Annotated in this window: 18 protein-coding genes; 11 read left to right on the top strand and 7 right to left on the bottom strand. The window is 61.5% G+C overall.

The window, feature by feature from the left end; all coding sequences use genetic code 11:
• On the top strand, positions 1 to 1503 hold the full coding sequence (locus AC0J6G_RS01280) for a TAXI family TRAP transporter solute-binding subunit (RefSeq protein ID WP_475250607.1): 1503 nt from the start codon (positions 1 to 3) through the stop codon (positions 1501 to 1503).
• A 225-nt stretch (positions 1504 to 1728) separates the two neighbouring features.
• On the top strand, positions 1729 to 1908 hold the full coding sequence (locus AC0J6G_RS01275) for a hypothetical protein (protein ID WP_475250606.1): 180 nt from the start codon (positions 1729 to 1731) through the stop codon (positions 1906 to 1908).
• Here the strand turns inward: AC0J6G_RS01275 and AC0J6G_RS01270 are convergent.
• The 3 genes from AC0J6G_RS01270 to AC0J6G_RS01260 form a co-directional block, all read right to left on the bottom strand.
• On the bottom strand, positions 1905 to 3095 hold the full coding sequence (locus AC0J6G_RS01270; protein WP_475250605.1) for a multidrug effflux MFS transporter: 1191 nt from the start codon (positions 3093 to 3095) through the stop codon (positions 1905 to 1907). The genes AC0J6G_RS01275 and AC0J6G_RS01270 overlap by 4 nt on opposite strands.
• Before the next feature lie 125 nt (positions 3096 to 3220).
• Entirely contained in the window at positions 3221 to 6349 is a 3129-nt protein-coding gene (locus tag AC0J6G_RS01265; protein ID WP_475250604.1) for an efflux RND transporter permease subunit, read from the bottom strand.
• Between the two features lie 12 nt (positions 6350 to 6361).
• The gene (locus tag AC0J6G_RS01260) at positions 6362 to 7498 is read right to left on the bottom strand and encodes an efflux RND transporter periplasmic adaptor subunit (RefSeq protein WP_475250603.1); all 1137 of its coding nucleotides are present in this window, start codon (positions 7496 to 7498) and stop codon (positions 6362 to 6364) included.
• 139 nt (positions 7499 to 7637) lie between these two features.
• Here AC0J6G_RS01260 and AC0J6G_RS01255 point away from each other — a divergent pair, with 139 nt between their 5' ends.
• Complete coding sequence (locus tag AC0J6G_RS01255) at positions 7638 to 8264, top strand: TetR family transcriptional regulator (RefSeq protein WP_475250602.1); 627 nt, start codon at positions 7638 to 7640, stop codon at positions 8262 to 8264.
• A gap of 12 nt (positions 8265 to 8276) precedes the next feature.
• On the opposite strand, the gene AC0J6G_RS01250 is transcribed toward AC0J6G_RS01255, so the two are convergent.
• The gene (locus AC0J6G_RS01250; RefSeq protein ID WP_475250601.1) at positions 8277 to 8489 is read right to left on the bottom strand and encodes a heavy-metal-associated domain-containing protein; all 213 of its coding nucleotides are present in this window, start codon (positions 8487 to 8489) and stop codon (positions 8277 to 8279) included.
• Between the two features lie 213 nt (positions 8490 to 8702).
• Between AC0J6G_RS01250 and AC0J6G_RS01245 the strand changes: the two genes are divergently transcribed.
• Positions 8703 to 11096, top strand: a complete 2394-nt coding sequence (locus tag AC0J6G_RS01245) for a heavy metal translocating P-type ATPase (RefSeq protein WP_475250600.1) — start codon at positions 8703 to 8705, stop codon at positions 11094 to 11096.
• Positions 11097 to 11166: 70 nt separating this feature from the next.
• Positions 11167 to 11580 (top strand): Cu(I)-responsive transcriptional regulator, encoded by a 414-nt coding sequence (cueR, locus tag AC0J6G_RS01240; protein ID WP_475250599.1) that lies wholly within the window; start codon positions 11167 to 11169, stop codon positions 11578 to 11580.
• Positions 11581 to 11661: 81 nt separating this feature from the next.
• On the opposite strand, the gene AC0J6G_RS01235 is transcribed toward cueR, so the two are convergent.
• On the bottom strand, positions 11662 to 12249 hold the full coding sequence (locus AC0J6G_RS01235) for an HAD family hydrolase (RefSeq protein WP_475250598.1): 588 nt from the start codon (positions 12247 to 12249) through the stop codon (positions 11662 to 11664).
• Entirely contained in the window at positions 12246 to 13115 is an 870-nt protein-coding gene (gene tesB, locus AC0J6G_RS01230; RefSeq protein WP_475250597.1) for an acyl-CoA thioesterase II, read from the bottom strand. The genes AC0J6G_RS01235 and tesB overlap by 4 nt, the downstream gene beginning before the upstream one ends.
• A 269-nt stretch (positions 13116 to 13384) precedes the next feature.
• On the opposite strand from tesB, the gene AC0J6G_RS01225 reads away from it, so the two are divergent.
• The 3 genes from AC0J6G_RS01225 (at position 13385) to AC0J6G_RS01215 (ending at position 17838) form a co-directional block, all read left to right on the top strand.
• The gene (locus AC0J6G_RS01225) at positions 13385 to 15928 is read left to right on the top strand and encodes an EAL domain-containing protein (RefSeq protein WP_475250596.1); all 2544 of its coding nucleotides are present in this window, start codon (positions 13385 to 13387) and stop codon (positions 15926 to 15928) included.
• 44 nt (positions 15929 to 15972) lie between these two features.
• Positions 15973 to 16893, top strand: coding sequence for a histone deacetylase family protein (locus tag AC0J6G_RS01220; protein ID WP_475250595.1), 921 nt, complete (start codon positions 15973 to 15975; stop codon positions 16891 to 16893).
• Positions 16894 to 16995: 102 nt separating this feature from the next.
• Positions 16996 to 17838 carry an EamA family transporter gene (locus AC0J6G_RS01215; protein WP_475250594.1) on the top strand — a complete coding sequence of 281 codons (843 nt, stop codon included), beginning with the start codon at positions 16996 to 16998 and terminating at the stop codon, positions 17836 to 17838.
• Positions 17839 to 17851: 13 nt separating this feature from the next.
• Here the strand turns inward: AC0J6G_RS01215 and AC0J6G_RS01210 are convergent, their stop codons facing one another.
• Positions 17852 to 18985, bottom strand: coding sequence for an aminotransferase class V-fold PLP-dependent enzyme (locus AC0J6G_RS01210; protein WP_475250593.1), 1134 nt, complete (start codon positions 18983 to 18985; stop codon positions 17852 to 17854).
• Between the two features lie 113 nt (positions 18986 to 19098).
• On the opposite strand from AC0J6G_RS01210, the gene AC0J6G_RS01205 reads away from it, so the two are divergent.
• The 3 genes from AC0J6G_RS01205 to AC0J6G_RS01195 all read left to right on the top strand — a co-directional run bounded on the left by AC0J6G_RS01205 (position 19099) and on the right by AC0J6G_RS01195 (position 21904).
• A complete protein-coding gene (locus AC0J6G_RS01205) occupies positions 19099 to 20334 on the top strand; it encodes a TIGR03862 family flavoprotein (protein WP_475250592.1) in 1236 nt (411 codons plus the stop codon).
• A 103-nt stretch (positions 20335 to 20437) separates the two neighbouring features.
• Complete coding sequence (locus tag AC0J6G_RS01200; protein ID WP_475250591.1) at positions 20438 to 21439, top strand: response regulator; 1002 nt, start codon at positions 20438 to 20440, stop codon at positions 21437 to 21439.
• Between the two features lie 3 nt (positions 21440 to 21442).
• Positions 21443 to 21904: a PAS domain-containing protein gene (locus AC0J6G_RS01195; RefSeq protein ID WP_475250590.1), complete on the top strand. Its 462-nt coding sequence runs from the start codon at positions 21443 to 21445 to the stop codon at positions 21902 to 21904.
• Position 21905: the final 1 nt, after the last annotated feature.

Genomic DNA, 21905 nt, shown 5'->3' with positions numbered 1-21905 from the left:
ATGCGTTTACTGATGATGCTGTCCTGCCTGATATTGCTAACAGCCTGCTCCAAAGGCCCAGGCACCGAGACACTGCGCAGCGATGTGCAGCAACGCCTGCAGCAGGTCTTCCCCAGTTCGGTGCTAAGCCTTACTGAACTCAAGCGACGCGGCTCGGCCAACGATGCCAATGCCCCGCCCGGCGAAGAACGTCGCGTGATCTACTTCGATGCCACCCTCACGGTTGAACAGGACCAGAACTTCGGCGCCTGGGACTCACCGGGCGTGGCCAGTCTTATCAGCGTGCTGGGGGCTGGGCCACGCGGATTATCTGGGATCAGCAACAGCGGCAATCACCCCGGCGACAAGCTGTATGTGCATGGCAGCCTGATTTATCGCGCGCAAAACGGTAACTGGCTGGCCGAGGTGCCACAGGGCTTTACCGCCCCGCGCGCCGCTCAGGCGAGCGAAGGTGGCAGTACCACACGGGAGAACTTGGTGAATGCCTTCAGCACCGCACTCAACCTCGCCCCTGGCGATACCGGTCCGCAGCAGCGTAAGGCCATTAGCGATGAACTGGAACGCTCACTGAACAATATCCAGGGTCGGCTTTCACGCCTGCAAAAAGGCTACTCATTAGCCGGCGGCCCGCCCGCCGGCCAATACGCACGTTTCGCCACGGCGTTCAGCCAGCAGCTGAAAAGCGACGGCTTAACGATGCAGGTACTCAACACCGAAGGTGGTCTGGACAACCTGCGCATGCTGCGCCAGGGCGATGTGCTGTTGGCACTCTCGCAAAGCGATGCGGCGTATGCGGCCGTGCACGGTACAGGTGTATTCGAAACGGCCGGCCCAGACTTGAAACTGCGGGCCATCGCCAGCCTGTATCCCGAGCCGGTGCATGTACTGGTTAGCGCCACCAGCGCCCTGCAAAAAATGGGCGATCTGCGTGGCCAGCGGGTCAATATCGGTCAACCTGGCTCGGCTTCACGCCTCACTGCGCTGGCGGTGCTGGATGCCCACGGCCTGCTTCTGAGCGACCTGCAAACGGTCACCGAACTGGACCTGCAACAAGCGCTGAAAGCATTGCGCGATGGCCAACTGGATGCCGTTATTCAGGTTATCGGCGCGCCGGCTGACAATATCCGCGCCGCCAGTGAAGCCTTCGAGCTACGTCTGATCCCGCTGGAAGCCGCTGCGCTAAAGCACCTGCAAGACCACCTCCCGGGCAGCTTTAGCTTCAGCCTCCCTGCCGAGAGCTACCCGCAGCAAACACTCGCCGTACCCACCGTGGCCGTGGCCAGCATGCTGCTTACAGGGGAGCAACTGACCGCCGTTGAAATAGAGCGACTGGTGCAACTGCTGTTTGCCGACAACAACCAATGGCTGCAAAACGGCAGTATCCAGGGCGCGCAATTGTCCCGGCAAAATGCGCTGCGCGACCTTGATGTACCGCTGCACAGCGCCGCCGAAAAAGCCCTGCGACAGCTGCAAGCGCCGCCGTCACCCGCACCAGAGCGCTAACGCGGCGCTCATGGCAAACCGCTCGGACCAACGGTACACCTAGCCCAAGCGGATTTGTTACAAGTCAATGAATGTTCACATTCAGCGACTAGACTCGTGCTGTCCTAGCGTCTGCTGACAATAGTGCAGGCTGATGCGGGCCGGACTGGCGCACCCAACGGCCTTAATACCGCAGGCTCAGTGCGCAGCAGACCGTAACCACGTTCTTACAGAGGAGATGCGTTGATGAACGTCATGATCCAACCGGTAAAAACAGCCGCCGGCAACGGCTGGCAAGTACGCCTTGGCAAACAAAGCGTTACCTTCCGCAGTGAAACCGAGGCCCAGCAGTTTGTTAGCACCCTTCAAGCACGGATGAGTGCGCCACACAGCTTGCCTGCTGAGCAGCAGCGCATCGCCAGTTAACCCAATGCGTTGGGAGTACTGCGCTCGGCCCAGCGGGTAAACAGGGAAAACCCCACAGCCAGTACTCCGCAGCTGAAAATCACAAGCGCAACTGGCCCGGCACTGCCGTCATGCAGCGCAGCAACCATGGCGGCAGCACTGGCGGCGATGGCAAATTGCAGGCTACCCAGCAACGCCGAGGCGCTGCCGGCATGCCGGCCTTGGCCAGCCATCGCGCAGGCGGATGCATTGGGCAGCAAAATGCCCAGGCAGGCGATGCAGCCGAACAGCGGAATCAATAACGGCCACAGCGCCTGTGGTTTGGCCAATGCCACCAAGAGCAAAGCAAGCCCGCATGCCAGGTAAAACCACACCGTTTTACCCAACCAGTATGCCGGCCCGTGCCGCGCGACCAGCCAGGCGTTCAACTGCGCCACCAAAATAAAGCCCAGTGCATTACTGCCGAACAGCCAGCCGTAGTGCTCTGCAGGTACGCCATATAACTCGATAAACACAAACGGTGAACCCGCGATGTACGCGAACATCCCGGCAACAGCAAAGCCGCCCGTCAAGGCATAACCAAGGAAGGGTAAGTTACCAAGCAGCCGTTTGTACTCACCCACCGCACCGCGCAAAGGCGCGGGCGGCACGTCCGTGGCCAGGGTTTCTGGTAACCATTTGGCCACCGCCAATAGGCAGACAAAGCTAAACAGCATCAGGCAGATAAAAATCGATGGCCAGCCCAGCGTACTGAGCAACAGCCCGCCTGCCAGTGGCGCAAGAATGGGTGCCAGCCCCATCACCAACATCAGCTGGGAAAATACCTTCGCCGAGTTGATCGGGTCACACAGGTCACGCACCACCGCCCGCGACACCACCATCCCCGCACAGCCACCCAGAGCCTGAACAAAACGCGCGGCAATCAGCCATTCCAGACTCGGCGCCAGGGCACACGCCAGCGACGCCAGGCTAAAAAGCGTAACCCCAACCAGCAGCGGCATGCGCCGACCAAAGCGGTCAGCCAGTGGCCCATAAGCCAGCTGACCAATGGCCAGGCCCACAAAGTAGGCGGCCAACGACAGTTGCACGTGCTCAACATCGGTTGCAAAAGCCATTGCCAGCGCCGGGAAACTCGGCAAGTAGAAGTCAATGGCCAGTGGCCCGAATGCGCTAAGCGCACCGAGAATTAACAATAAACGTAAGGGCATGTATATCCAGATAGTAAGGGCGGAAGGGGCATGCGTAGCCCGGATGGCCCGAGCTACGACCGTGCAGAGCGCTCCCGGATTGGCTCCGGGTTACGCCCTGCCTGCCCCATCGCAGGGCCTGAGGGTCAAACCGAACGTTCGGTCTTCTTCCGGCCTTTGCCGATTTTCTCCGCCAGCGATTCCACCAGCAGGTAAAACATAGGGATCAGGAAGATCGCCAGGAAAGTTGCCGCCAGCATGCCGCCAATCACCCCAGTACCAATCGAGTGACGACTGGCCGAGCCTGCGCCCGAGCTGATTGCCAGCGGTACAACACCGAGGATAAACGCCAGCGAGGTCATGATAATCGGGCGGAAACGCAAGCGTGCCGCCTCCAGCGCTGAGTCGAAAATGCCCATGCCGTTTTGCCGGTTGAGCACAGCGAACTCGACGATCAGGATGGCGTTCTTCGCCGCCAAGCCGATCAGCGTGACCAGGCCGACCTGGAAGTACAGGTCGTTCTCAATACCGCGCAACCACACCGCCAGAATCGCCCCGAATACCGCGAACGGTACAGCGGTCACCACCGCCAACGGCAGGGTCCAACGCTCGTACTGGGCGGCCAGAATCAGGAACACCATGATCAGACCAAAGATAAAGGCACTGCTGCCTGAACCCTGAGAAGCCACTTCCTGGTAGGCCGAACCCGTCCAGCCGATGCTGTAATCGCTGCCCAGCACTTCATTGGCGACTTCCTGAATCGCACTTAGCGCCTGACCGGAGCTGAAGCCAGGTGCCGGGCCGCCGAGGATCTTCGCCGCCGGGTAGACGTTAAAACGCGCATAGGTATCCGGGCCAAGAATTCGCTCGACCTTGACCAGGCTGGCCAGCGACACCAATTCACCACTGGCCGCACGCACATAGACCTGGGACAGATCTTCCGGCTTGCTGCGGAACTCCGCCTCGGCTTGCAGGCTGACTTGGAAGGTACGCCCATACAGGCTGAAGTCGTTGACGTAGTAACTGCCGAACGTGGCCTGCATAGCCGTGAACACATCACTGACTGTCACGCCCAGGGCACGCGCCTTGGTGCGGTCCAGGTTGATGAAGTACTGCGGCACATTGGCGTTAAAGGTGCTGTTGACCCCCGCCAATTCTGGGCGCTTGGCCGCTGCGGCTAGGAACGCCTGCACCTTGAGCGCCAACTCGGCGGTGGTACCGCCACTGCGGTCCTGAATGTAACCCTCAAAGCCGCCGGTGGTGCTCATACCGGTAATCGGCGGAGGGTTGAAGCTCATCACCATACCGTCTTTCTGCGCCGCGCCCATCGCCATGAACTCACGGGTCAGGTTGCGTGCATCCAGCTCGGGCGTGGTGCGCTCGCTCCAGTCCTTCAGTGGCACGAAGGAAACGCCTGAACTGCTGCGAACACCCGAAGACAGAATGTCGAAACCCGCAAAGGTCACCACGTTCTCTACCGCCGGGTGCGCCATCAGTTGCTGCGTCACGTCGCTGGTGAGCTTCTCGGTACGGGTCAACGACGCAGCAGGCGGCAGGAAGTAGGCGTTGATCACATAGCCTTGGTCTTCGCTGGGCACCAGCGAGCTGGGCACCCTGTTGAACAGCACCACCATCAACGCGATCATCGCGCCAAACAGCAGCACACCTACGGCCGAGCGCTTGAGGAAGAAGCGCACGCCCGCGGTGTAGCCGTTGGTCATCTTGTCGAAGACGCGGTTAAACGCACGGAACGGCGCCGCCGGTTCGTGATGCCCAGGTTTAAGCAGCAAGGCGCAGAGCGCCGGGCTCAGCGTCAGGGCGACGATGCCGGAAATCAGCACCGACACCGCAATGGTGATGGCGAACTGTTTATACATCTCCCCGGCCAGACCGCCGAGGAAGCCCACCGGTACAAATACCGCACACAGCACCAGAACAATGGCGATGATGGGGCCGGTTACTTCCTCCATCGCCTTGATGGTGGCTTCACGCGGGCCGACCTTGTCGGTGGCCATCACACGTTCCACGTTCTCGATCACCACAATGGCGTCGTCCACCACGATACCGATGGCCAGCACCATGCCGAACAGGGTCAGCAGGTTGATTGAGAAGCCAAGCATGTACATGCCGGCAAAGGTACCCACCAGCGATACGGGAATAGCCAGCACTGGGATCAGCGTGGCGCGCCAGTTTTGCAGGAACAGAAACACCACCAGCACGACCAGCACCAGCGCTTCGAAGAAGGTGTAGATCACCTCATCGATCGACACCCGCACAAATTTAGTGGTGTCGTAAGGCACTTTATAAGTGATGCCACTGGGAAAGTTCTTCGCCAACCGCTCCAATGTTTTGGTGATGGCATCGGCCGTGTCCAGAGCATTCGCGCCAGGTTGCAGATACACCCCGAAAGCGGCGTTCTGCTGACCGTTGAGCGAGGTCATTAGCGAATAATCTTGAGCACCCAGCTCAATTCGCGCGACATCTCTAAGCAGCAAGCTGGCGCCATTGTCATCCGTGCGCAGGATGACGTTTTCAAACTCTTTCGGGTCGGTAAAACGGCCCTGGGTGGTGACGGTGTAGGTAAAGTCCTGCTCTTGCTTGAGCGGCTGCTGACCAAAACTACCGGCGGCGAATTGCGAGTTTTGTTCGCGGATCGAATTAACCACATCGGTGGGCGTCAGGTTGAACTGCGCCAGTTTGTCCGGACGCAGCCAGATACGCATGGAGTAATCTTTCGAGCCGAACTGGCTGACATCGCCCACGCCCGGCAGGCGCTTGAGTTCATCAATCACGTTGATCAGCGCGTAGTTGCTGATATACACCGGGTCACGTGAACCATCGGGGGAATACAGGGTGACGACCTGCAGGATGTCTGCAGACTTCTTCTGCACTTTGACGCCCTGCCGACGCACCTCTTCCGGCAACTTGGCCAGGGCGGCTTGCACCCGGTTGTTGACGTCGATGGTGGCCTGATCGGGGTCGCGGCCCACCTCGAAGTACACCGACAGGTTCAACGCGTTACCGCCAGAGTTGGACTGCTGGTAGATCATCCCCTCAACACCGTTGATTGACTGCTCCAGCGGTGCGGCCACCGTTTCGGCAATTACCTGGGCGCTGGCACCGGCATAGGTCGCACTGACCGACACCTGGGGCGGCAAAATCTGCGGGTACTGGGCAATCGGCAGCGAGCGCATGGCCATAAGCCCGGCGAGTACGATGACAATCGAGATGACCGTGGAAAAAACCGGTCGGTCGATAAAGAAGCGTGAAATCACTGGGAACGCTCCTTAGGATTGGCTGTCAGCAGGAACAACTTTCACCGGCGTGTCCGGGCGTACCTTGAGCAGGCCCTCAACCACCACCCGCTCACCGACACTGATACCCGACATGATCACCCAGCGGCCCTTGGCCGTATGCCCAGTGGTCACCTGACGCATACGCGCCACGCCGCCATCATCCACCACATAAACAAACGTGCCAGCAGGGCCTTGAGCAATCGCCCGCTCAGGCACGGTCATGGCATTAGGCAGGCTCAGCCCCTTGACCTGAACGCTGACAAATTGACCCGGTAACAGTATTTGCTCCGGATTAGGCACCACGGCGCGGGCGCTGACGGTGCCGGTGCCGCGATCAATCAGGCTGTCAGTGAAATCCACCTTGCCTTCCAACGGATAAAGGCTGCCGTCACCGAGGCTGATCTGCACACGCAGCTTGCCGTCTTCAGGCATGACTAAGCTGCCGTTCTGCAGGCCTCTGCGCACGCTTTCCACATCGGAATCCGGGGCGGCAAAGTTGACGTAAATAGGGTCCAGTTGGGTGATGTTGCTCAGCAAACTGGCATTCGGATCACCGGCCACCACCAGGCTGCCTTCCGACACGGTTTCCTTGCTGGTAATCCCGGAAATCGGTGCCTTCACCGTGGTGTAATCGAGGTCGATTTGCTTGGACAACACCTCAGCCTCGGCGGCCTGGATGTTCGCCTTGCTCTGCTCGAAATTAGACACGGCATTGTCCAGCTCACTTTCGCTGGCAAAGCCTTTTTTCTGCAGCTCGCGGATGCGCTTGAGGTCACGCGCCGTCTGCCGGTAACGCGCCTGCTCCTGCGCCAACGCGCCTTTGGCACGGCTCAGCGCGGCTTGGTAGATCCGCGAGTCGATGCGAAACATCACCTGGCCCTTCTTGACCTGGCTGCCTTCCAGATAGGTGCGCTCCTGCAAAATGCCACTGACCTGCGCGCGCACCTGCACTTCACGAAAGCCCGCCGTGCGTGCGGAGTATTCAAATGCCAGCGGCAGCGACTCGGCCTTAACAGTTTCAACCTCCACCTCAGGTGCAGGCGGGGCATCGGCGGCATACAACGGGGAAGCCAAAATGGCCAACAGAAGGGAGCCGACAGCAGACGGCAGATGACGGGAAAAAAGCATGGGTGTCTCCGAGACAACGCAGGACGCAACGTTTGAGGCGGGCAATGCTAGTTACATACATAAGTGGTTGTAAATAGAACATTACCGCTAACTTCATTACACTTTGCGCTTGAGCCTAGCCATAAATACACCAGCCGCCATGCGCCGAACCAAAGAAGATGCCGAGAAAACCCGGATTGCCATCCTTGAGGCCGCCGAAACACTGTTTTTGGAAAAAGGCGTAGCCCACACCAGCCTGGAACACATTGCCCGGCATGCCGGGGTGACGCGCGGTGCGGTGTATTGGCACTTTGCCAACAAGGCCGACTTGTTCAACGCCATGCTCAGCCAAGTGCGTTTGCCGCCCGAACAGCTGGCCGAGCGGATGCGCGGCTGCCCCGAGCACGACCCGTTACAGACCTTGCGCGGGGTGTGCATAGAGGCCATCGAGAACCTGGCCCGTGAGCCACAGAAGAAGCGCATCTTCACCATCCTGCTGCGCAGGTGTGAGTTCACCGAAGAACTGCGCGGGGCCGAGGAGCGCCAAGAGGCCTTTATCAACCTGTTTATCGCGCTGTGCGAGCAGCAGTTCAGCACGCCCTCGGTTCGCCAGCGCCTGCATGCCGGGCTGACGCCGCGTCTGGCCGCACGCACCGTGCATGCGTTGCTAATCGGTTTGTTTTACGACTGGTCGCGCGATCCCAATCTGTTCGACCCGCTCAGCGACACCGCGCCCATGGTCGACGCCTGCTTTCGCGGGTTGATCCGTGACTGGCCCGCCCAATAAGGCCGCCAGCGGTTAGGCCAAGCCCGCGCTATAGCCGGCTTCGGCAATCGCAATGATCAACTCATCACTGGACAGATGACTGCCCACCGTTACCTCGCCGCCCTGCAGTTTTATCCGCACATCCGCAGCGGCATCACGCGCCAGCAGCGCTTCAGTGATGGTTTTAATGCAATGGTCGCAGGTCATGCCTTCGACCCGAAATGTATGAACGCTGGTGGCTTGCATCACTAATTACCCAAATTAACCTGTTGAAGCGCACAGTGTCCCCCTGGCCTGCGGGGTCAGGTCAAGTCATAAAAAATCGCGAGCCCGTCTTTTTAACGTTGCGCGGTAACGGCCTGCAGCAAACCGCTACCGACGATGCGGGTATCAAACAGCGCTTGACCTTGCCAAGGTGGAAAGGCTGATTCTCTAGCGAAATCCATTGGAGGACGTCGCATGTCCAATCTCAGCACCTTTGACCTACCCATCAGCGGGATGACCTGCGCCAGCTGCGCCGGACGCGTCGAGCGCGCGCTGGCCAAGGTGACCGATGTCACCAGCGTCAGCGTCAACCTGGCCAGTGAACAGGCGCGCGTCGAAGCGCCCGCTGGCAGCCTGGAACAGCTGGTCAAGGCCGTGACCACGGCCGGTTATAACGTGCCCAGCGAACGCCTGGAGCTGGCCATCAGTGGCATGACCTGCGCCAGCTGCGCGGGCCGCATTGAGCGCGCACTGACGCAACAGCCCGGCGTGCTCTCCGTGAGCGTCAACCTGGCCACAGAGCGGGCACAACTGCAGGTGCTGCGCGGCAGCGACCAAAATGCCCTGCTCAAGGCTGTCAGCCAGGCGGGTTATCAAGCCAGCCTGATCAGCGACTCACCAACCGCAGAAACCGCCGGCGCCAAACCGCTGCAGCGCGAACGCTGGATGCTGCTTCTGGCGATTGTACTGACCATACCGCTGGTGATCCCCATGCTGGTTGAGCCCTTTGGCCTGCACTGGATGCTACCGGCTTGGGCGCAGTTCGCCCTGGCCACGCCGGTGCAGTTTATCTTCGGTGCCCGTTTCTACCGTGCGGCCTGGAGCGCACTGCGCGCCAAGGCAGGCAATATGGATCAACTGGTTGCCATCGGCACCAGCGCGGCCTATGGCCTGAGCCTCTATCAATGGGCGAAAACCCCAGCCGATGGCATGCCGCACCTGTACTTTGAAGCCTCGGCCGTGATCATCACCCTCATCCTGCTTGGCAAATACCTGGAAAGCCGCGCCAAACGCCAGACCAGCAGCGCCATCCGCGCCCTGCAGGCTCTGCGCCCAGAACGCGCCCTACGCCAGCGCGGTGGCAGCGAGCAATGGGTCGCCCTCAGCGAACTGCAGCTGGGCGACCTTATTGTGGTCAAACCGGGCGAGCGCTTCCCGGTCGATGGGCGGGTCGCTGAAGGTCAGAGCCATGCAGACGAGGCCCTGATCAGCGGTGAGAGCCTGCCGCAGCCGAAACAGCCAGGCGATACGGTGACGGCCGGGGCGATCAACGGTGAAGGACGGTTGCTGGTCGAAACCACCGCCCTTGGCGCAGAAACCGTCCTATCACGCATCATTCGCCTGGTTGAAGACGCCCAGGCCGCCAAGGCACCGATCCAGAAACTGGTGGATAAAGTCAGCCAGATTTTCGTCCCTAGCGTGCTGCTGATCGCGTTAGTCACCTTGATGACTTGGCTCGTGCTTGGCGCGGGCATTGAAACCGCCCTGCTCAACGCTGTCGCAGTACTGGTGATTGCCTGCCCATGCGCCTTGGGCCTGGCTACGCCCACGGCGATCATGGCCGGCACCGGGGTGGCCGCGCGCCACGGCATTCTGATCAAAGATGCCGAAGCCCTGGAGGTGGCCCACGCCGTGACGCTGGTGGCCTTCGATAAAACCGGCACGCTAACCTCCGGCTCACCGCGCATCGCCCACCTGCAGGCCGTCAATGGTGACACCACGCACCTGCTGCAATTAGCCGGCGCCTTGCAACGCGGCAGCGAACATCCGCTGGCCAAAGCGGTTCTCGACTCATGCGCGGAACAGCACCTGACACTCGCCGACGTGAGCGACAGCAAAGCGCTGGCTGGGCGCGGCATTGCCGGCAAGATCGCTGAGCGCGAGCTGGCGCTGGGCAACAAACGCCTGCTGGAAGAACGCGGGCTGCAAAACCAGGCCTTGCTGCCTCACGCGCAGGCCTGGGAGGCGGAAGGCCGCACCCTGTCCTGGCTCATCGAGTTAGCTCCACAACCGCAGGTGCTCGGTCTGTTTGCCTTTGGTGACACGCTCAAAGAGGGCGCAGCCCAGGCCATCGCCGCACTCACAGCCCAGGGCATCGACAGCCACCTGATCAGTGGTGACAACAAAGGCAGCGTCAATGCCGTGGCCCAGGCGCTGGGCATCACTGCGGCGCACGCTGAAGTGCTACCGGCAAACAAGGCCGAAATTATCAGCACGCTGAAAAAACAGGCCGTGGTGGCGATGGTCGGCGATGGCATCAACGATGCGCCAGCCCTGGCCGCCGCCGATGTTGGCATCGCCATGGGCAGCGGCACCGATGTGGCCATGCACGCAGCCGGCATCACCCTGATGCGCGGCGACCCGCGCCTGGTGGCTGATGCGCTGGACATCAGCAAGCGCACGTACAACAAGATTCGCCAAAACCTGTTCTGGGCCTTCGCTTATAACTTGGTCGGCATTCCGCTGGCGGCAGCTGGCTTGCTCAACCCAATGCTGGCCGGCGCAGCCATGGCGCTGTCCAGCGTTAGCGTGGTGAGCAATGCGTTGCTGCTGAAAACCTGGAAACCGAAGAGTGACGGCCCTATGTAGCCCGGATAAAACCGGCACCACCTGCGCCGCGGACACGACCGCGCCCACCTAGATAACCTTGGGAACCCAGATGAACATTGGTCAAGCGGCAAAGAAAACCGGCCTGAGCGCCAAGATGATCCGCTACTACGAGAGCATTGAGCTGCTGCCCGCCGCCGACCGAACAGACAGCGGCTACCGCCAGTACAGCGCGCAGGACCTGCATCGCCTGGCCTTTATCAAGCGCTCGCGTGATCTCGGTTTTTCTTTGGCCGAAGTCAGCCAGCTACTGGCCCTGTGGCAGGACCGAGAACGCGCCAGCGCCGATGTTAAAGCCCTCGCGGCCACGCATATCGCTGAGCTGGAACGCAAGATCAGCGAACTCAGCGGCCTGCGCGACACCCTCAAGGAGTTGATGGACAGCTGCCAGGGTAATGATCGCCCGGACTGCCCGATCCTCAGGGACTTGGAGTCCGGTTGCGCTCATGGCAAAGCCACCGCATAGGGTGGACGACGCTTCACCCAGCCACCGACTGCGCCACGGTGGTGGATGAAAAGAGCATCAGCCACGCCCCCCGCCGCCCCCTTACAAAACCTGCTGCAACGCGCGGCAATCCACCGCGAAATGATCGGTCAGCTCGGGCCAGGGGTTTTCCGCCAGATTGACCAATACGCTGCGCGCCCCGGCGGCGCGCGCGCACTCCAGGTCAAAGCGGTAATCACCCACCATCACCAGCTCGCTCGGCGCCACCTGCCAGGCCTTAGCAAAATGCAGCAAACCGCCTGGGTCAGGCTTGGGCGGCGCTTCATCGCGGCCAATCACGTCGGCCACGGCAAAGCAGTCATCCAGGCCAATCGCTTGCAAGGTCAGCAGCGCCAGCGCATGGGCATTGCGGGTGAGGATGCCCAGCCGACACCCGCGCTCACGCAGCTCGCGTACCAACGCAATCGCCCCAGGCGCCGGCGTGGATGCCAGCGCCAGTTCGCGCTCGTGCTCCAGCAACCAGGCATGCTTGGCGGCGGCAACCGCCTCAGGCAGCGCCGCCAGATGGCCGAGAATGTCCTCTGCCAGCGGAATATCCAGCGCCCGTTTGATCGCCTCAAAATCATGCACGGCCAGGGTCAGGGTGCCGTCCATGTCGAATACCCAGTGCTGGGCCTTGGCCAGGCTCATTTCCAGTCCTCACGCACGCGGGTCAGGCCTTCTTGCGCCACCGAGGCGACCAGCTGGCCCTGGCGGTTAAAGATGCTGCCGCGGGCAAAACCACGGGCGTTGCCGGCCCAGGGGCTGTCCATGCTGTACAGCAGCCAGTCGTCCATGCGCAGGTCGGCGTGGAACCACAATGAGTGGTCGAGGCTGGCGACCTGCATAAACTTCTGCCATACGGAAACACCATGCGGCAGCATTGAAGTGGTCAGCAGATTGAAGTCGCTGGCATACCCCAACAGATATTTGTGCAGCTGAGGGTCATCCGGCAGTTCGCCGGCGGCGCGAAACCACACATGCTTGACCGGCTTGCAGGGCTTGGGAGCAAAGGGGTTATCCACCGTCACGGGGCGGATCTCGATTGGTTTTTCGCTTACCGCCCGCTCACGCATGGGCTCGGGCAAAGCATCGACAATCAGTCGGGCCAGCTCGGTTTCCGACCTCAATGTCTCCGGGCCCGGCACATCGGGCATCAGGTCTTGATGGTGGAAACCGTTTTCATCGAACTGAAACGACGCGCTGCAGGTGAAAATCGGTTTGCCTTTCTGAATGGCGGTCACCCGCCGCGTGCTGAAGCTGCCGCCATCACGCACCCGCTCAACCTGGTACACCACCGGCAGTGTGGCATCTCCGGGACGCAGGAAGTAGCCGTGCATGGAGTGCACATGGCGCGCCGGCTCAACCGTCTGGCTGGCGGCCGAGATGCACTGGCCCAGCACCTGGCCCCCGAACAACTGACGAAAACCAAGGTCCTGGCTGACGCCACGGAACAGATTCTCTTCGATGGTTTCCAGGGTCAGCAGGGCGACCAACTCATTCAACACCTGACTCATGTAACGCTCTCCTTCTAAACCCACGGCCATCACCACACACGGCGGGCGAATATGGTACTCGATTGCGCATTGCCAGCGCCCAATCAGCGCCACCACAGCCATACAGGCCAATGATTGATGCTGATCAATACAACAGCACCTAAGCGCGGCACTCCCTTGATGCTGGCGATCAGCCACGATACCTTTCCACTTTTTAAATACGCCCGTATCGAGAGGACAGTCCCGGACCGCCCTGACTCGCCCCTCCCCTTTCGTCATAGCGAATCAGCATGTCTTCTGCGCGCAACCTCTCGGAATTTTTCACCCAGACCCTGGAACAAGCCGTCGACGGCGTGGTGGTCATCGACCGCAACAACCATGTCGTGCTGTTCAACCGGGCGGCTGAACAGCTGTGGGGGCTGGATCGCAGCAGTGTGATCGGCCACAACGTCAGCCAACTGGTGCCACCCGAGCTCCAAGCGCACCACGACGGCTATATCGACGCCAACCGCCGTACCGGCATCAACAAGATCGTCGGCAGCTCGCGCACCCTGCACATCGAGCGCACCGACGGCACACAGCGCTGGGCGTCGATGTCCATCTCCAAAATCGAGATTGACGATGAAGTGCTCTACACCGCGTTCATCAAGGACGTCACCAACCAGCACCAGCAGGATGAGCAGCTGCGCCTGCTGTCTCTGGTGGTCGATCGCACCGATAACGCCATTCTGATTACCGACAGCAGCGGCCAGATCATCTACACCAACAGTGGCTTCACCTGCCTGTTTGGCTACTCGGCCGAGCAGGCACTGCAACGCCGGCCGACCAGTTTGCTCGCCCCTTACGTGCTGCCCGATGACATCATGAGCATGCGCACTCAATTGGGCGCCGGGCAGCCGCACAACAGCGAAACGTTGATCTACTGCGCCGACGGCCAGCGCATTTGGTGCAATGTGGTGATCAACCCGATAATTGATGCCCAGGGCGTGCTGAGCAATACCGTCGCCATGTTCACCGACATCACCCAAACCAAGATGCATGAGGTGCTGAACAACCGCATGCTTGAGGCCATCGTGCGTGAAGACCCGCTGGCAAGCCTGATGGAAAAGGCCTGCCGCGAAGTTGAACGAATCGCCCCGGAAATCAGCACCTCCATCCTCAGCGTCAGCGCCAACGGCCTTCTCCACCCCCTGGCCGCCCCGAGCCTGCCCGCCAGTTTCAGCGCAGCGTTGGAAGGTGTGGCCATCGGCCCCGGCGTCGGTTCCTGTGGCACTGCCGCTTACCTGGGTGAAAGTGTGCTGGTGACCGACATTGCCAACGACCCGCTGTGGGCTGACTTCAAAGCGCTGGCGCTGCCCATTGGCCTGCGCAGCTGCTGGTCAACCCCGATCAAAGATAACGCCGGCCGGGTGTTGGGCACGTTCGCCTTTTATTACCGCGAGCCCCGTGGCCCGAGCGCCTTCCACCAGCGCCTGCTCGACGTCATCGTGCACCTGTGCTCGCTGGCCCTGCAGCGTGAGGAAAGCCGCAGCAAGATCCGCCAGCTGGCCTTTTACGACAGCCTGACCAACCTACCCAACCGCAGCCTACTCCACGCCAAAGCGGAACAGGCACTGGCCGAGGCCGAGCGCAATCAATCACAACTGAGTGTGCTGTTTGTAGACCTTGATCGCTTCAAGCAGGTTAACGACTCCCTCGGTCACCCGGCCGGCGATGAACTGCTGCGTATCGTGGCGCAGCGCCTCAGCCTCAACCGTCGCAGCTCCGACATCGTCGGACGCCTGTCCGGCGACGAGTTCGTTCTGGTGCTGCCGCACTGTGACAGCGCGCATGTCAGCGAAGTTGTCGAACAGTTGCGCCAGACCCTGAGCGAGCCCTGCCAGCTGGCCGGCAGCACCATCTGCCCGTCGGCCAGCATCGGCATCAGCCTGTTCCCCAGCGATGGCCACGACATGGGCACCTTGGTGCACCGCGCCGACATGGCCATGTACCAGGCCAAGAGCCTGGGCCGCGGGCGCTCCAGCTTCTTCAGCCACGAACTCAACCAGCTCGCCCAGGAACGCCTGACCCTGGAAATTGCCCTGCGCGACGCCCTGGAAAACCAGCAACTGCGCCTGCATTACCAACCGCAAGTGCGCATGCGCGACGGACTGCTATATGGCGTTGAAGCCCTGGCGCGCTGGCATCACCCGCAATTTGGCGACATTTCGCCGGCACGCTTTATCCCGCTGGCCGAGGAATGCGGCCTGATCAACCAGCTGGGGCTGTGGGCCCTGCGCGAAGCCTGTCGACAACTGGCGGCCTGGCGGCGCCAGGGCCTGAACATTCCGGCTATTTCGGTGAACCTCTCGCCCACCAACTTCCACAACCTGGACCTGCCCGGGATGATTGCCAACACCCTGCAGGAGCACAATCTGCAGGCCAGCGACCTGACCCTGGAAATCACCGAAAGCGTGATGATGGACACCAACCCCAGCACCATGAAAACCCTCAACGATGTGCATACCCAGGGGGTTCGGCTGTCCATGGACGACTTCGGCACCGGCTATTCCAGCCTCAGCTACCTGCGCCGCTTGCCCATCCAGGAGCTGAAGCTGGATCGCAGTTTTGTCAGTGACCTGGAGCAGGACGCCACCAACCGCGCCCTCAGCGAAGCGGTGATTCGCCTGGGCGAAAGCCTGCACCTGACCGTGGTCGCCGAGGGTATCGAATCCCCCGGCCAACAACGTATCCTCACGGATCAGGGTTACCACGTGGCTCAGGGTTACCTGTTCTCTCGGCCCCTGACCGCCGCCGATCTGGAAGCCTGGTTGAGCGTCGCGGCAACGAACTAGCCCCCACACCGCCGGCACCCAGGCGGTGCCTGCGCGAGTGTGTCATGCCCCTGCCGCTGGTCTACCACGATGACTACAGCCCGCCGTTTCCAGCCGGGCACCGCTTTCCCATGGAAAAATTCCGCCTGCTGCGCGACCACTTGGTGGACAGCGGCCTGTGCACGGATGCCGACCTGCTTCGCCCCGAGTTGTGCCCGCCCGAGGTCTTAGCCCTGGCCCATTGCCCAGCCTACATCCAGCGATTTGCCAGCGGTGAACTGGCCTATGAAGAACAGCGCCGCCTTGGCCTGCCTTGGAGTGCGGCCTTGGCGCAGCGCACCATTCGCGCCGTGGGCGGCTCGCTACTCGCGGCGGAGCAAGCGTTGCAACACGGCCTGGCCTGTCATCTGGCTGGCGGCACCCACCACGCGCACTTTGATCACCCGGCGGGGTTTTGCATCTTCAATGACCTGGCGGTGATCAGCCATTACCTGCTGCAAAGTGGCAAAGCCCAGCGCGTGCTGATTTTCGATTGCGACGTGCACCAGGGCGACGGCACCGCACGCCTGTTGGAAAACACTCCAGAGGCGATCACCGTGTCGCTGCACTGCGAAAAAAACTACCCGGCGCGCAAAGCACTCAGTGATTGGGACATTCCCCTGCCCAACGGCATGGGCGATGCCGAGTACCTGAAGGTGGTGGATGACACCCTCAACTACCTGCTGCCGCTGTATCAGCCGGACATCGTGCTCTACGACGCCGGCGTCGACGTGCACCAGCACGACGCCCTCGGCTACCTCAACCTGACCGACGCCGGCATTGCTGCCCGCGACGAAGCCGTGCTCAACCACTGCCTGGGCCGTGACATCCCGGTCGTTGGGGTGATTGGCGGCGGTTACGACAAAGACCGCATGGCCCTGGCCAAGCGCCACGGCATTCTCCATCACAGCGCGGCAAAGGTCTGGCAAGCGCGCGGGCTGGGTTAGCCGACACCGCGCACGCCTGAAACTGCAGGCAGAGCAAACACGCCCACGAGCAGCAGCGGCGCCGCTGTGGTTAGATAACCGCCCCCAGCCCGTGTACACACCATGAGCATGCGCACCTTACTGCTGACCACCCTGGCCATGCTGGCCTTTGCCGGTAACTCGTTGCTGTGCCGGCTGGCCCTGCGCGAAACTGCAATCGACGCCGCCAGCTTCACCAGCCTGCGCCTGCTCGCCGGCGCGCTGACATTGTGGTTACTGCTGCGCCTGGGTCGCACCCACACCGCAAGCCTCGGTAGCTGGCCGGCTGCCGCTGCGTTGTTTGTGTACGCTGCAGCGTTTTCCTTCGCTTACATCAACCTGGACGCCGGTGCGGGCGCCCTGATTCTGTTCGGCGCGGTGCAACTGAGCATGCTCGCCTGGGGCCTGTATCGCGGCGAGCGCTTGAATGTAATGGGCTGTATCGGCCTGTTTGTGGCATTCGCCGGCTTGCTCATTCTGCTGTTGCCGGGCGCCAGCAAACCGCCAACGGCTGCCGCGCTGCTGATGCTTGTAGCAGGCATCGCCTGGGGGATTTACTCGCTACTGGGGCGCGGCGTGAAAGACCCGCTGGCAGCGACCGCAGGCAACTTTCTGCGAACGGTGCCCCTGACACTGCTGCTCAGCGCCCTGCTAATTGGCCAGGCCCGCTGGGACAGCACCGGGATGATGTATGCACTGCTGTCTGGTGCGCTGACTTCCGGGGTCGGCTACGCCATCTGGTACAGCGCGCTGCGCGGCTTGCAGTCCTTTCAGGCCGCCTGCGTTCAGCTCAGCGTGCCCATCATCGCGGCCCTGGCCGGCAGCCTGCTGCTGGATGAAGCACTGAGCCTGCGCCTGCTGCTCAGTGCGGCTACGGTGCTCGGCGGAATCGCCTTGGTACTCAGCGCCAAGCACCGGCGCGTTTAAACACGCAACGTCGTTAGCCGGCCAGCACTTTATCCAGCGCCTGCTCCAAGGTCGCGACCGTGCGCTCGATATTGCCTAGCTTGTCCAGGCCAAACAGACCTAGGCGGAACGTCTGGAAATCCGCGGGTTCGTCGCATTGCAGCGGCACGCCGGCAGCGATCTGCAGGCCGAGGGCGGCGAATTTACTGCCGTTTTTAATCTGCGCATCGTCGGTGTAGCACACCACCACACCTGGGGCTTCAAAGCCTTCGGCGGCGACGCTCTTGAAGCCTTTGCGGGCGAGCAAGGCACGCACTCGATCACCGAGTTCCTGCTGTTGCTGACGCACGGTGGCAAAGCCGATGGCTTCGGCCTCGCGCATGGCATCGCGGAAACGCGCCAAGGCATCGCTGGGCATGGTCGCGTGATAAGCGTGGCCACCCTGCTCGTAGGCCTGCATGATCTGCAGCCACTTTTTCAGGTCGCAGGCAAAGCTGGTGCTTTGCGTGGCTTCGACACGGGCCTGGGCGGCCTGGCTGAGCATGACCAGGGCGCAGCATGGCGAAGCGCTCCAACCTTTTTGCGGGGCGCTGATCAGCACGTCGATGCCGCAGGCCTGCATATCCACCCACAGGGTGCCGGAGGCGATGCAATCAAGCACAAACAGGCCGCCCACGGCATGTACAGCGTCACTGACCGCGCGCAGGTAGCCGTCCGGCAAAATCATCCCCGATGAGGTTTCCACATGCGGGGCAAATACCACTTGCGGCTTTTCCGCGGCGATTACTGCCAGCACATCGACCAGGCGTGGCGGTGAGAATGCCGCCTGGCTGCCCTGGGTGACCGGGCGCGCCTTGAGCACAATCGACTGAGAGGGGATCTGGCCCATCTCGAAAATCTGCGTCCAGCGGTAGCTGAACCAGCCATTGCGCAGCACCAGGCACTTCTGCCCGGTGGCCAACTGCCGCGCCACCGCTTCCATGCCATACGTGCCGCTACCGGGCACGATGGCCACGGCATGGGCGTTGTAGACCTGCTTGAGGGTGCTGGAGATGTCCTTCATCACGCCCTGAAACGACTGCGACATATGGTTGAGGGAGCGGTCGGTGTAGACCACCGAGTATTCGATCAGCCCATCGGGGTCGATGCTGGGATAGAGGTCAGACATAAGAGGCTCCAGGCAGAAAAGTCTGCCACGACCGTGCCCGAAGCCAGGGCAAATGACAAGGCCGCGACCTGCTCGGGTAGAATGCGCAGCCACCCCAACCTACCGATCTCGCCATGACCACGACCGCCCCACAACCCGCCCCTCGCGTCGTCATTATTGGCGGCGGCCCTGCCGGGCTGATGGCTGCCGAAGTCTTGGCAATGGCCGGTGTAGCGGTCGTGTTGTATGACGCCATGCCCTCGGTGGGGCGCAAGTTCCTCCTGGCCGGAGTTGGCGGCATGAACATCACCCATTCCGAGGCCAAGCCGGCGTTTATTCGCCGCTACGGCCCGCGCCAGGGTGAAGTCGCAGAGCTGCTGCAGGACTTCGATGCCGACGCCCTGCGCGCCTGGATTCACGGGTTGGGCATCAACACCTTTGTTGGCACCTCAGGCCGAGTGTTCCCCACCGATATGAAAGCCGCGCCGTTGCTTCGTGCCTGGCTCAAGCGCTTGCGCGAGCTGGGCGTACACATCCATACCCGTCATCGCTGGCTGGGCTGGGACGCACAAGACGCTTTACGCATCAGCTCGCCAGCCGGTGAACAGGCCGTTACTGCCGACGCCACCCTGCTGGCACTCGGCGGAGCAAGCTGGGCGCGGCTCGGCTCGGACGGTGCCTGGGTCGCCCTGCTTGAGGCGCGCGGCGTCAGTATTACGCCCTTGCAGGCCAGCAACTGCGGCTTTGATGTGGCAGCCTGGAGCCCGTTTCTGCGCGACAAGTTCGCCGGCGCGCCGCTGAAAAACGTCAGCCTTAACCTGCCGGGGGCCGCACCACGTTTGGGCGAATGCGTGCTGACCGCCAGCGGCCTCGAGGGCAGCCTGGTGTATGCCTTGTCAGCGGATATTCGTGAAACCCTCAACCAGCATGGCAGCGCCACCGTTTACCTTGATCTGCTGCCACAGACGCCATTGAACAAACTGCAAAATGCCCTGAGCAAACCACGCGGGTCGCAATCGATGGCCAAGCACCTGCATCGCCAGGCCGGTATCGACGGGGTCAAGGCCGCGTTGCTGCGCGAACGGGCCAGCGCGGAGACATTCGACGACGCATCACTGCTGGCCGGCGCGATCAAGGCCCTGCCGATCACGCTGATTCGCCCACGGCCGTTAGATGAGGCCATCAGCACGGCCGGCGGTGTGCCGTTCGAGCAACTGACCCCAGGGCTGATGCTTAAGCAACTGCCGGGCACTTTCTGCGCCGGGGAAATGCTCGACTGGGAAGCGCCCACCGGCGGCTACCTGCTGACCGCCTGCTTCGCCAGCGGCCGCCGCGCCGCCCAGGGCGTGCTTGCCTGGATGAAAACCTGAACGAATAACAGCCCGCGCCCAATCGCTAGCGGCTATGCTTGCTCGACAATCGACTGGAACCGACCAGAGCGGTGCTCTCCCACGCGAACAGGTAGCCTTAACCTTGATACCTCTAGTGGTCTGCGACGACTCGAACATGGCGCGCAAGCAGTTGATCCGCGCCCTACCGCCCGAATGGCCGGTCAGCATCAGCCAAGCCACCAATGGCCAGGAAGCCCTTGCCGCCCTGCGCCAGGGGTTGGGCCAGGTGATGCTGCTGGACCTCACCATGCCCGTAATGGACGGCTACGAAACCCTCGCTGCCATTCGCGCCGAGGGCCTGCCCTGCAAAGTGCTGGTGGTATCTGGCGACGTTCAGGATGAAGCGCTGCGCCGGGTCAAAGCACTCGGCGCCCTGGCTTTTATCAAAAAACCTGCCGAACCCGAAATACTGCGCGCCACCTTGCTCGAACTCGGCCTGTTCGACCCCAAGGCCACGCCCAGCGCCATCGCCCAGGCGGCAGTGCTTGATGAGCTGAAGGTCAATTTCCGCGATGCCTTGCGCGAAATCACCAACGTCGCCATGGGCCGCGCCGCCGCGCTGCTGGCCAAGGCACTCGGGGTTTTTGTGCAGTTACCGGTGCCGCAGGTGAATATCTTCGAAGTCAGCGAACTGCACATGACCCTCACCGACGCCATGCGCGGTGAACGCATGAGTGCGGTGTGCCAGGGGTTTATCGGTGACGGCATCGCCGGCGAGTCGCTGCTGCTGTTCCACGACTCAGAAGTGGCTGACATGGCCCGCCTGCTCAACTGGCAGCCCAAGGACGATCTGGAAACCTCAGAAATGCTCCTAGATCTGGCCAGCATCCTGATTGGCGCGTGCCTGGCGGGGATTGCCGAACAGATCGATGTGCGTTTTTCCCAGGGCCATCCACAACTGCTCGGCCAACACTCGTCCATCGAGCAACTGATTCACCTCAATCAGCGCCGCTGGAAGAAAACCCTGGCGGTGGAAGTCAGCTACAGCCTGGAAGCGCACAACATCCATTTCGACCTGCTGCTGCTGTTTACCGAAGACTCGATCAAGCGCCTGACCAACAAAATCACCTACCTGATGAGTTAAGCCATGCCCGCCCAGATTGATATTAAAGAAGTGCATTGGCTGCTCGACATCGTGCAGTGCATCGACGTTGGCGTAATCGTGCTCGACCGCCAATACCAGGTAGAAGTGTGGAACAGCTTTATGGAGAACCATTCGGGCATGGGCCCGGATGAGGTGCACGGCAAAGCGTTGTTCACGCTGTTCCCGGAAATCAACGAAACCTGGCTACGGCGCAAGGTCGACACCGTGGTGCAACTGGGCACCCGCGCGTTCAGCCTGTGGGAACAACACCCCTACCTGATGCACTTCAAAAATTACCAGCCGATTACCGGGCAGGAAGATTTTATGTACCAGAACGTCACCCTGCTGCCTCTGGCAGGGGCGACCGGTGAGGTCGAGCATATCTGTGTGGTGATCTACGACATGACGGCCGCCGCCACCCACAAGAAGCAACTGGCAGCCGCTTTGGCGGCCAGTCGCGCCTGAG

It is taken from the genome of Pseudomonas sp. TS_SC_3, assembly GCF_056156225.1.
The sequence above is the reverse complement of the archived record's forward strand: the minus strand, read 5'-3'. Positions and strand labels throughout refer to the sequence as shown.

Coding starts and splice junctions, on each gene's coding strand:
- cueR (WP_475250599.1), top strand. CDS start 11,167: ATGAACATTGGTCAAGCGGCAAAGAAAACCGGCCTGAGCGCCAAGATG.
- tesB (WP_475250597.1), bottom strand. CDS start 13,115: ATGAGTCAGGTGTTGAATGAGTTGGTCGCCCTGCTGACCCTGGAAACC.
- AC0J6G_RS01255 (WP_475250602.1), top strand. CDS start 7,638: ATGCGCCGAACCAAAGAAGATGCCGAGAAAACCCGGATTGCCATCCTT.
- AC0J6G_RS01280 (WP_475250607.1), top strand. CDS start 1: ATGCGTTTACTGATGATGCTGTCCTGCCTGATATTGCTAACAGCCTGC.
- AC0J6G_RS01245 (WP_475250600.1), top strand. CDS start 8,703: ATGTCCAATCTCAGCACCTTTGACCTACCCATCAGCGGGATGACCTGC.
- AC0J6G_RS01210 (WP_475250593.1), bottom strand. CDS start 18,985: ATGTCTGACCTCTATCCCAGCATCGACCCCGATGGGCTGATCGAATAC.
- AC0J6G_RS01205 (WP_475250592.1), top strand. CDS start 19,099: ATGACCACGACCGCCCCACAACCCGCCCCTCGCGTCGTCATTATTGGC.
- AC0J6G_RS01195 (WP_475250590.1), top strand. CDS start 21,443: ATGCCCGCCCAGATTGATATTAAAGAAGTGCATTGGCTGCTCGACATC.
- AC0J6G_RS01250 (WP_475250601.1), bottom strand. CDS start 8,489: ATGCAAGCCACCAGCGTTCATACATTTCGGGTCGAAGGCATGACCTGC.
- AC0J6G_RS01225 (WP_475250596.1), top strand. CDS start 13,385: ATGTCTTCTGCGCGCAACCTCTCGGAATTTTTCACCCAGACCCTGGAA.
- AC0J6G_RS01260 (WP_475250603.1), bottom strand. CDS start 7,498: ATGCTTTTTTCCCGTCATCTGCCGTCTGCTGTCGGCTCCCTTCTGTTG.
- AC0J6G_RS01270 (WP_475250605.1), bottom strand. CDS start 3,095: ATGCCCTTACGTTTATTGTTAATTCTCGGTGCGCTTAGCGCATTCGGG.
- AC0J6G_RS01220 (WP_475250595.1), top strand. CDS start 15,973: ATGCCCCTGCCGCTGGTCTACCACGATGACTACAGCCCGCCGTTTCCA.
- AC0J6G_RS01235 (WP_475250598.1), bottom strand. CDS start 12,249: ATGAGCCTGGCCAAGGCCCAGCACTGGGTATTCGACATGGACGGCACC.
- AC0J6G_RS01215 (WP_475250594.1), top strand. CDS start 16,996: ATGAGCATGCGCACCTTACTGCTGACCACCCTGGCCATGCTGGCCTTT.
- AC0J6G_RS01275 (WP_475250606.1), top strand. CDS start 1,729: ATGAACGTCATGATCCAACCGGTAAAAACAGCCGCCGGCAACGGCTGG.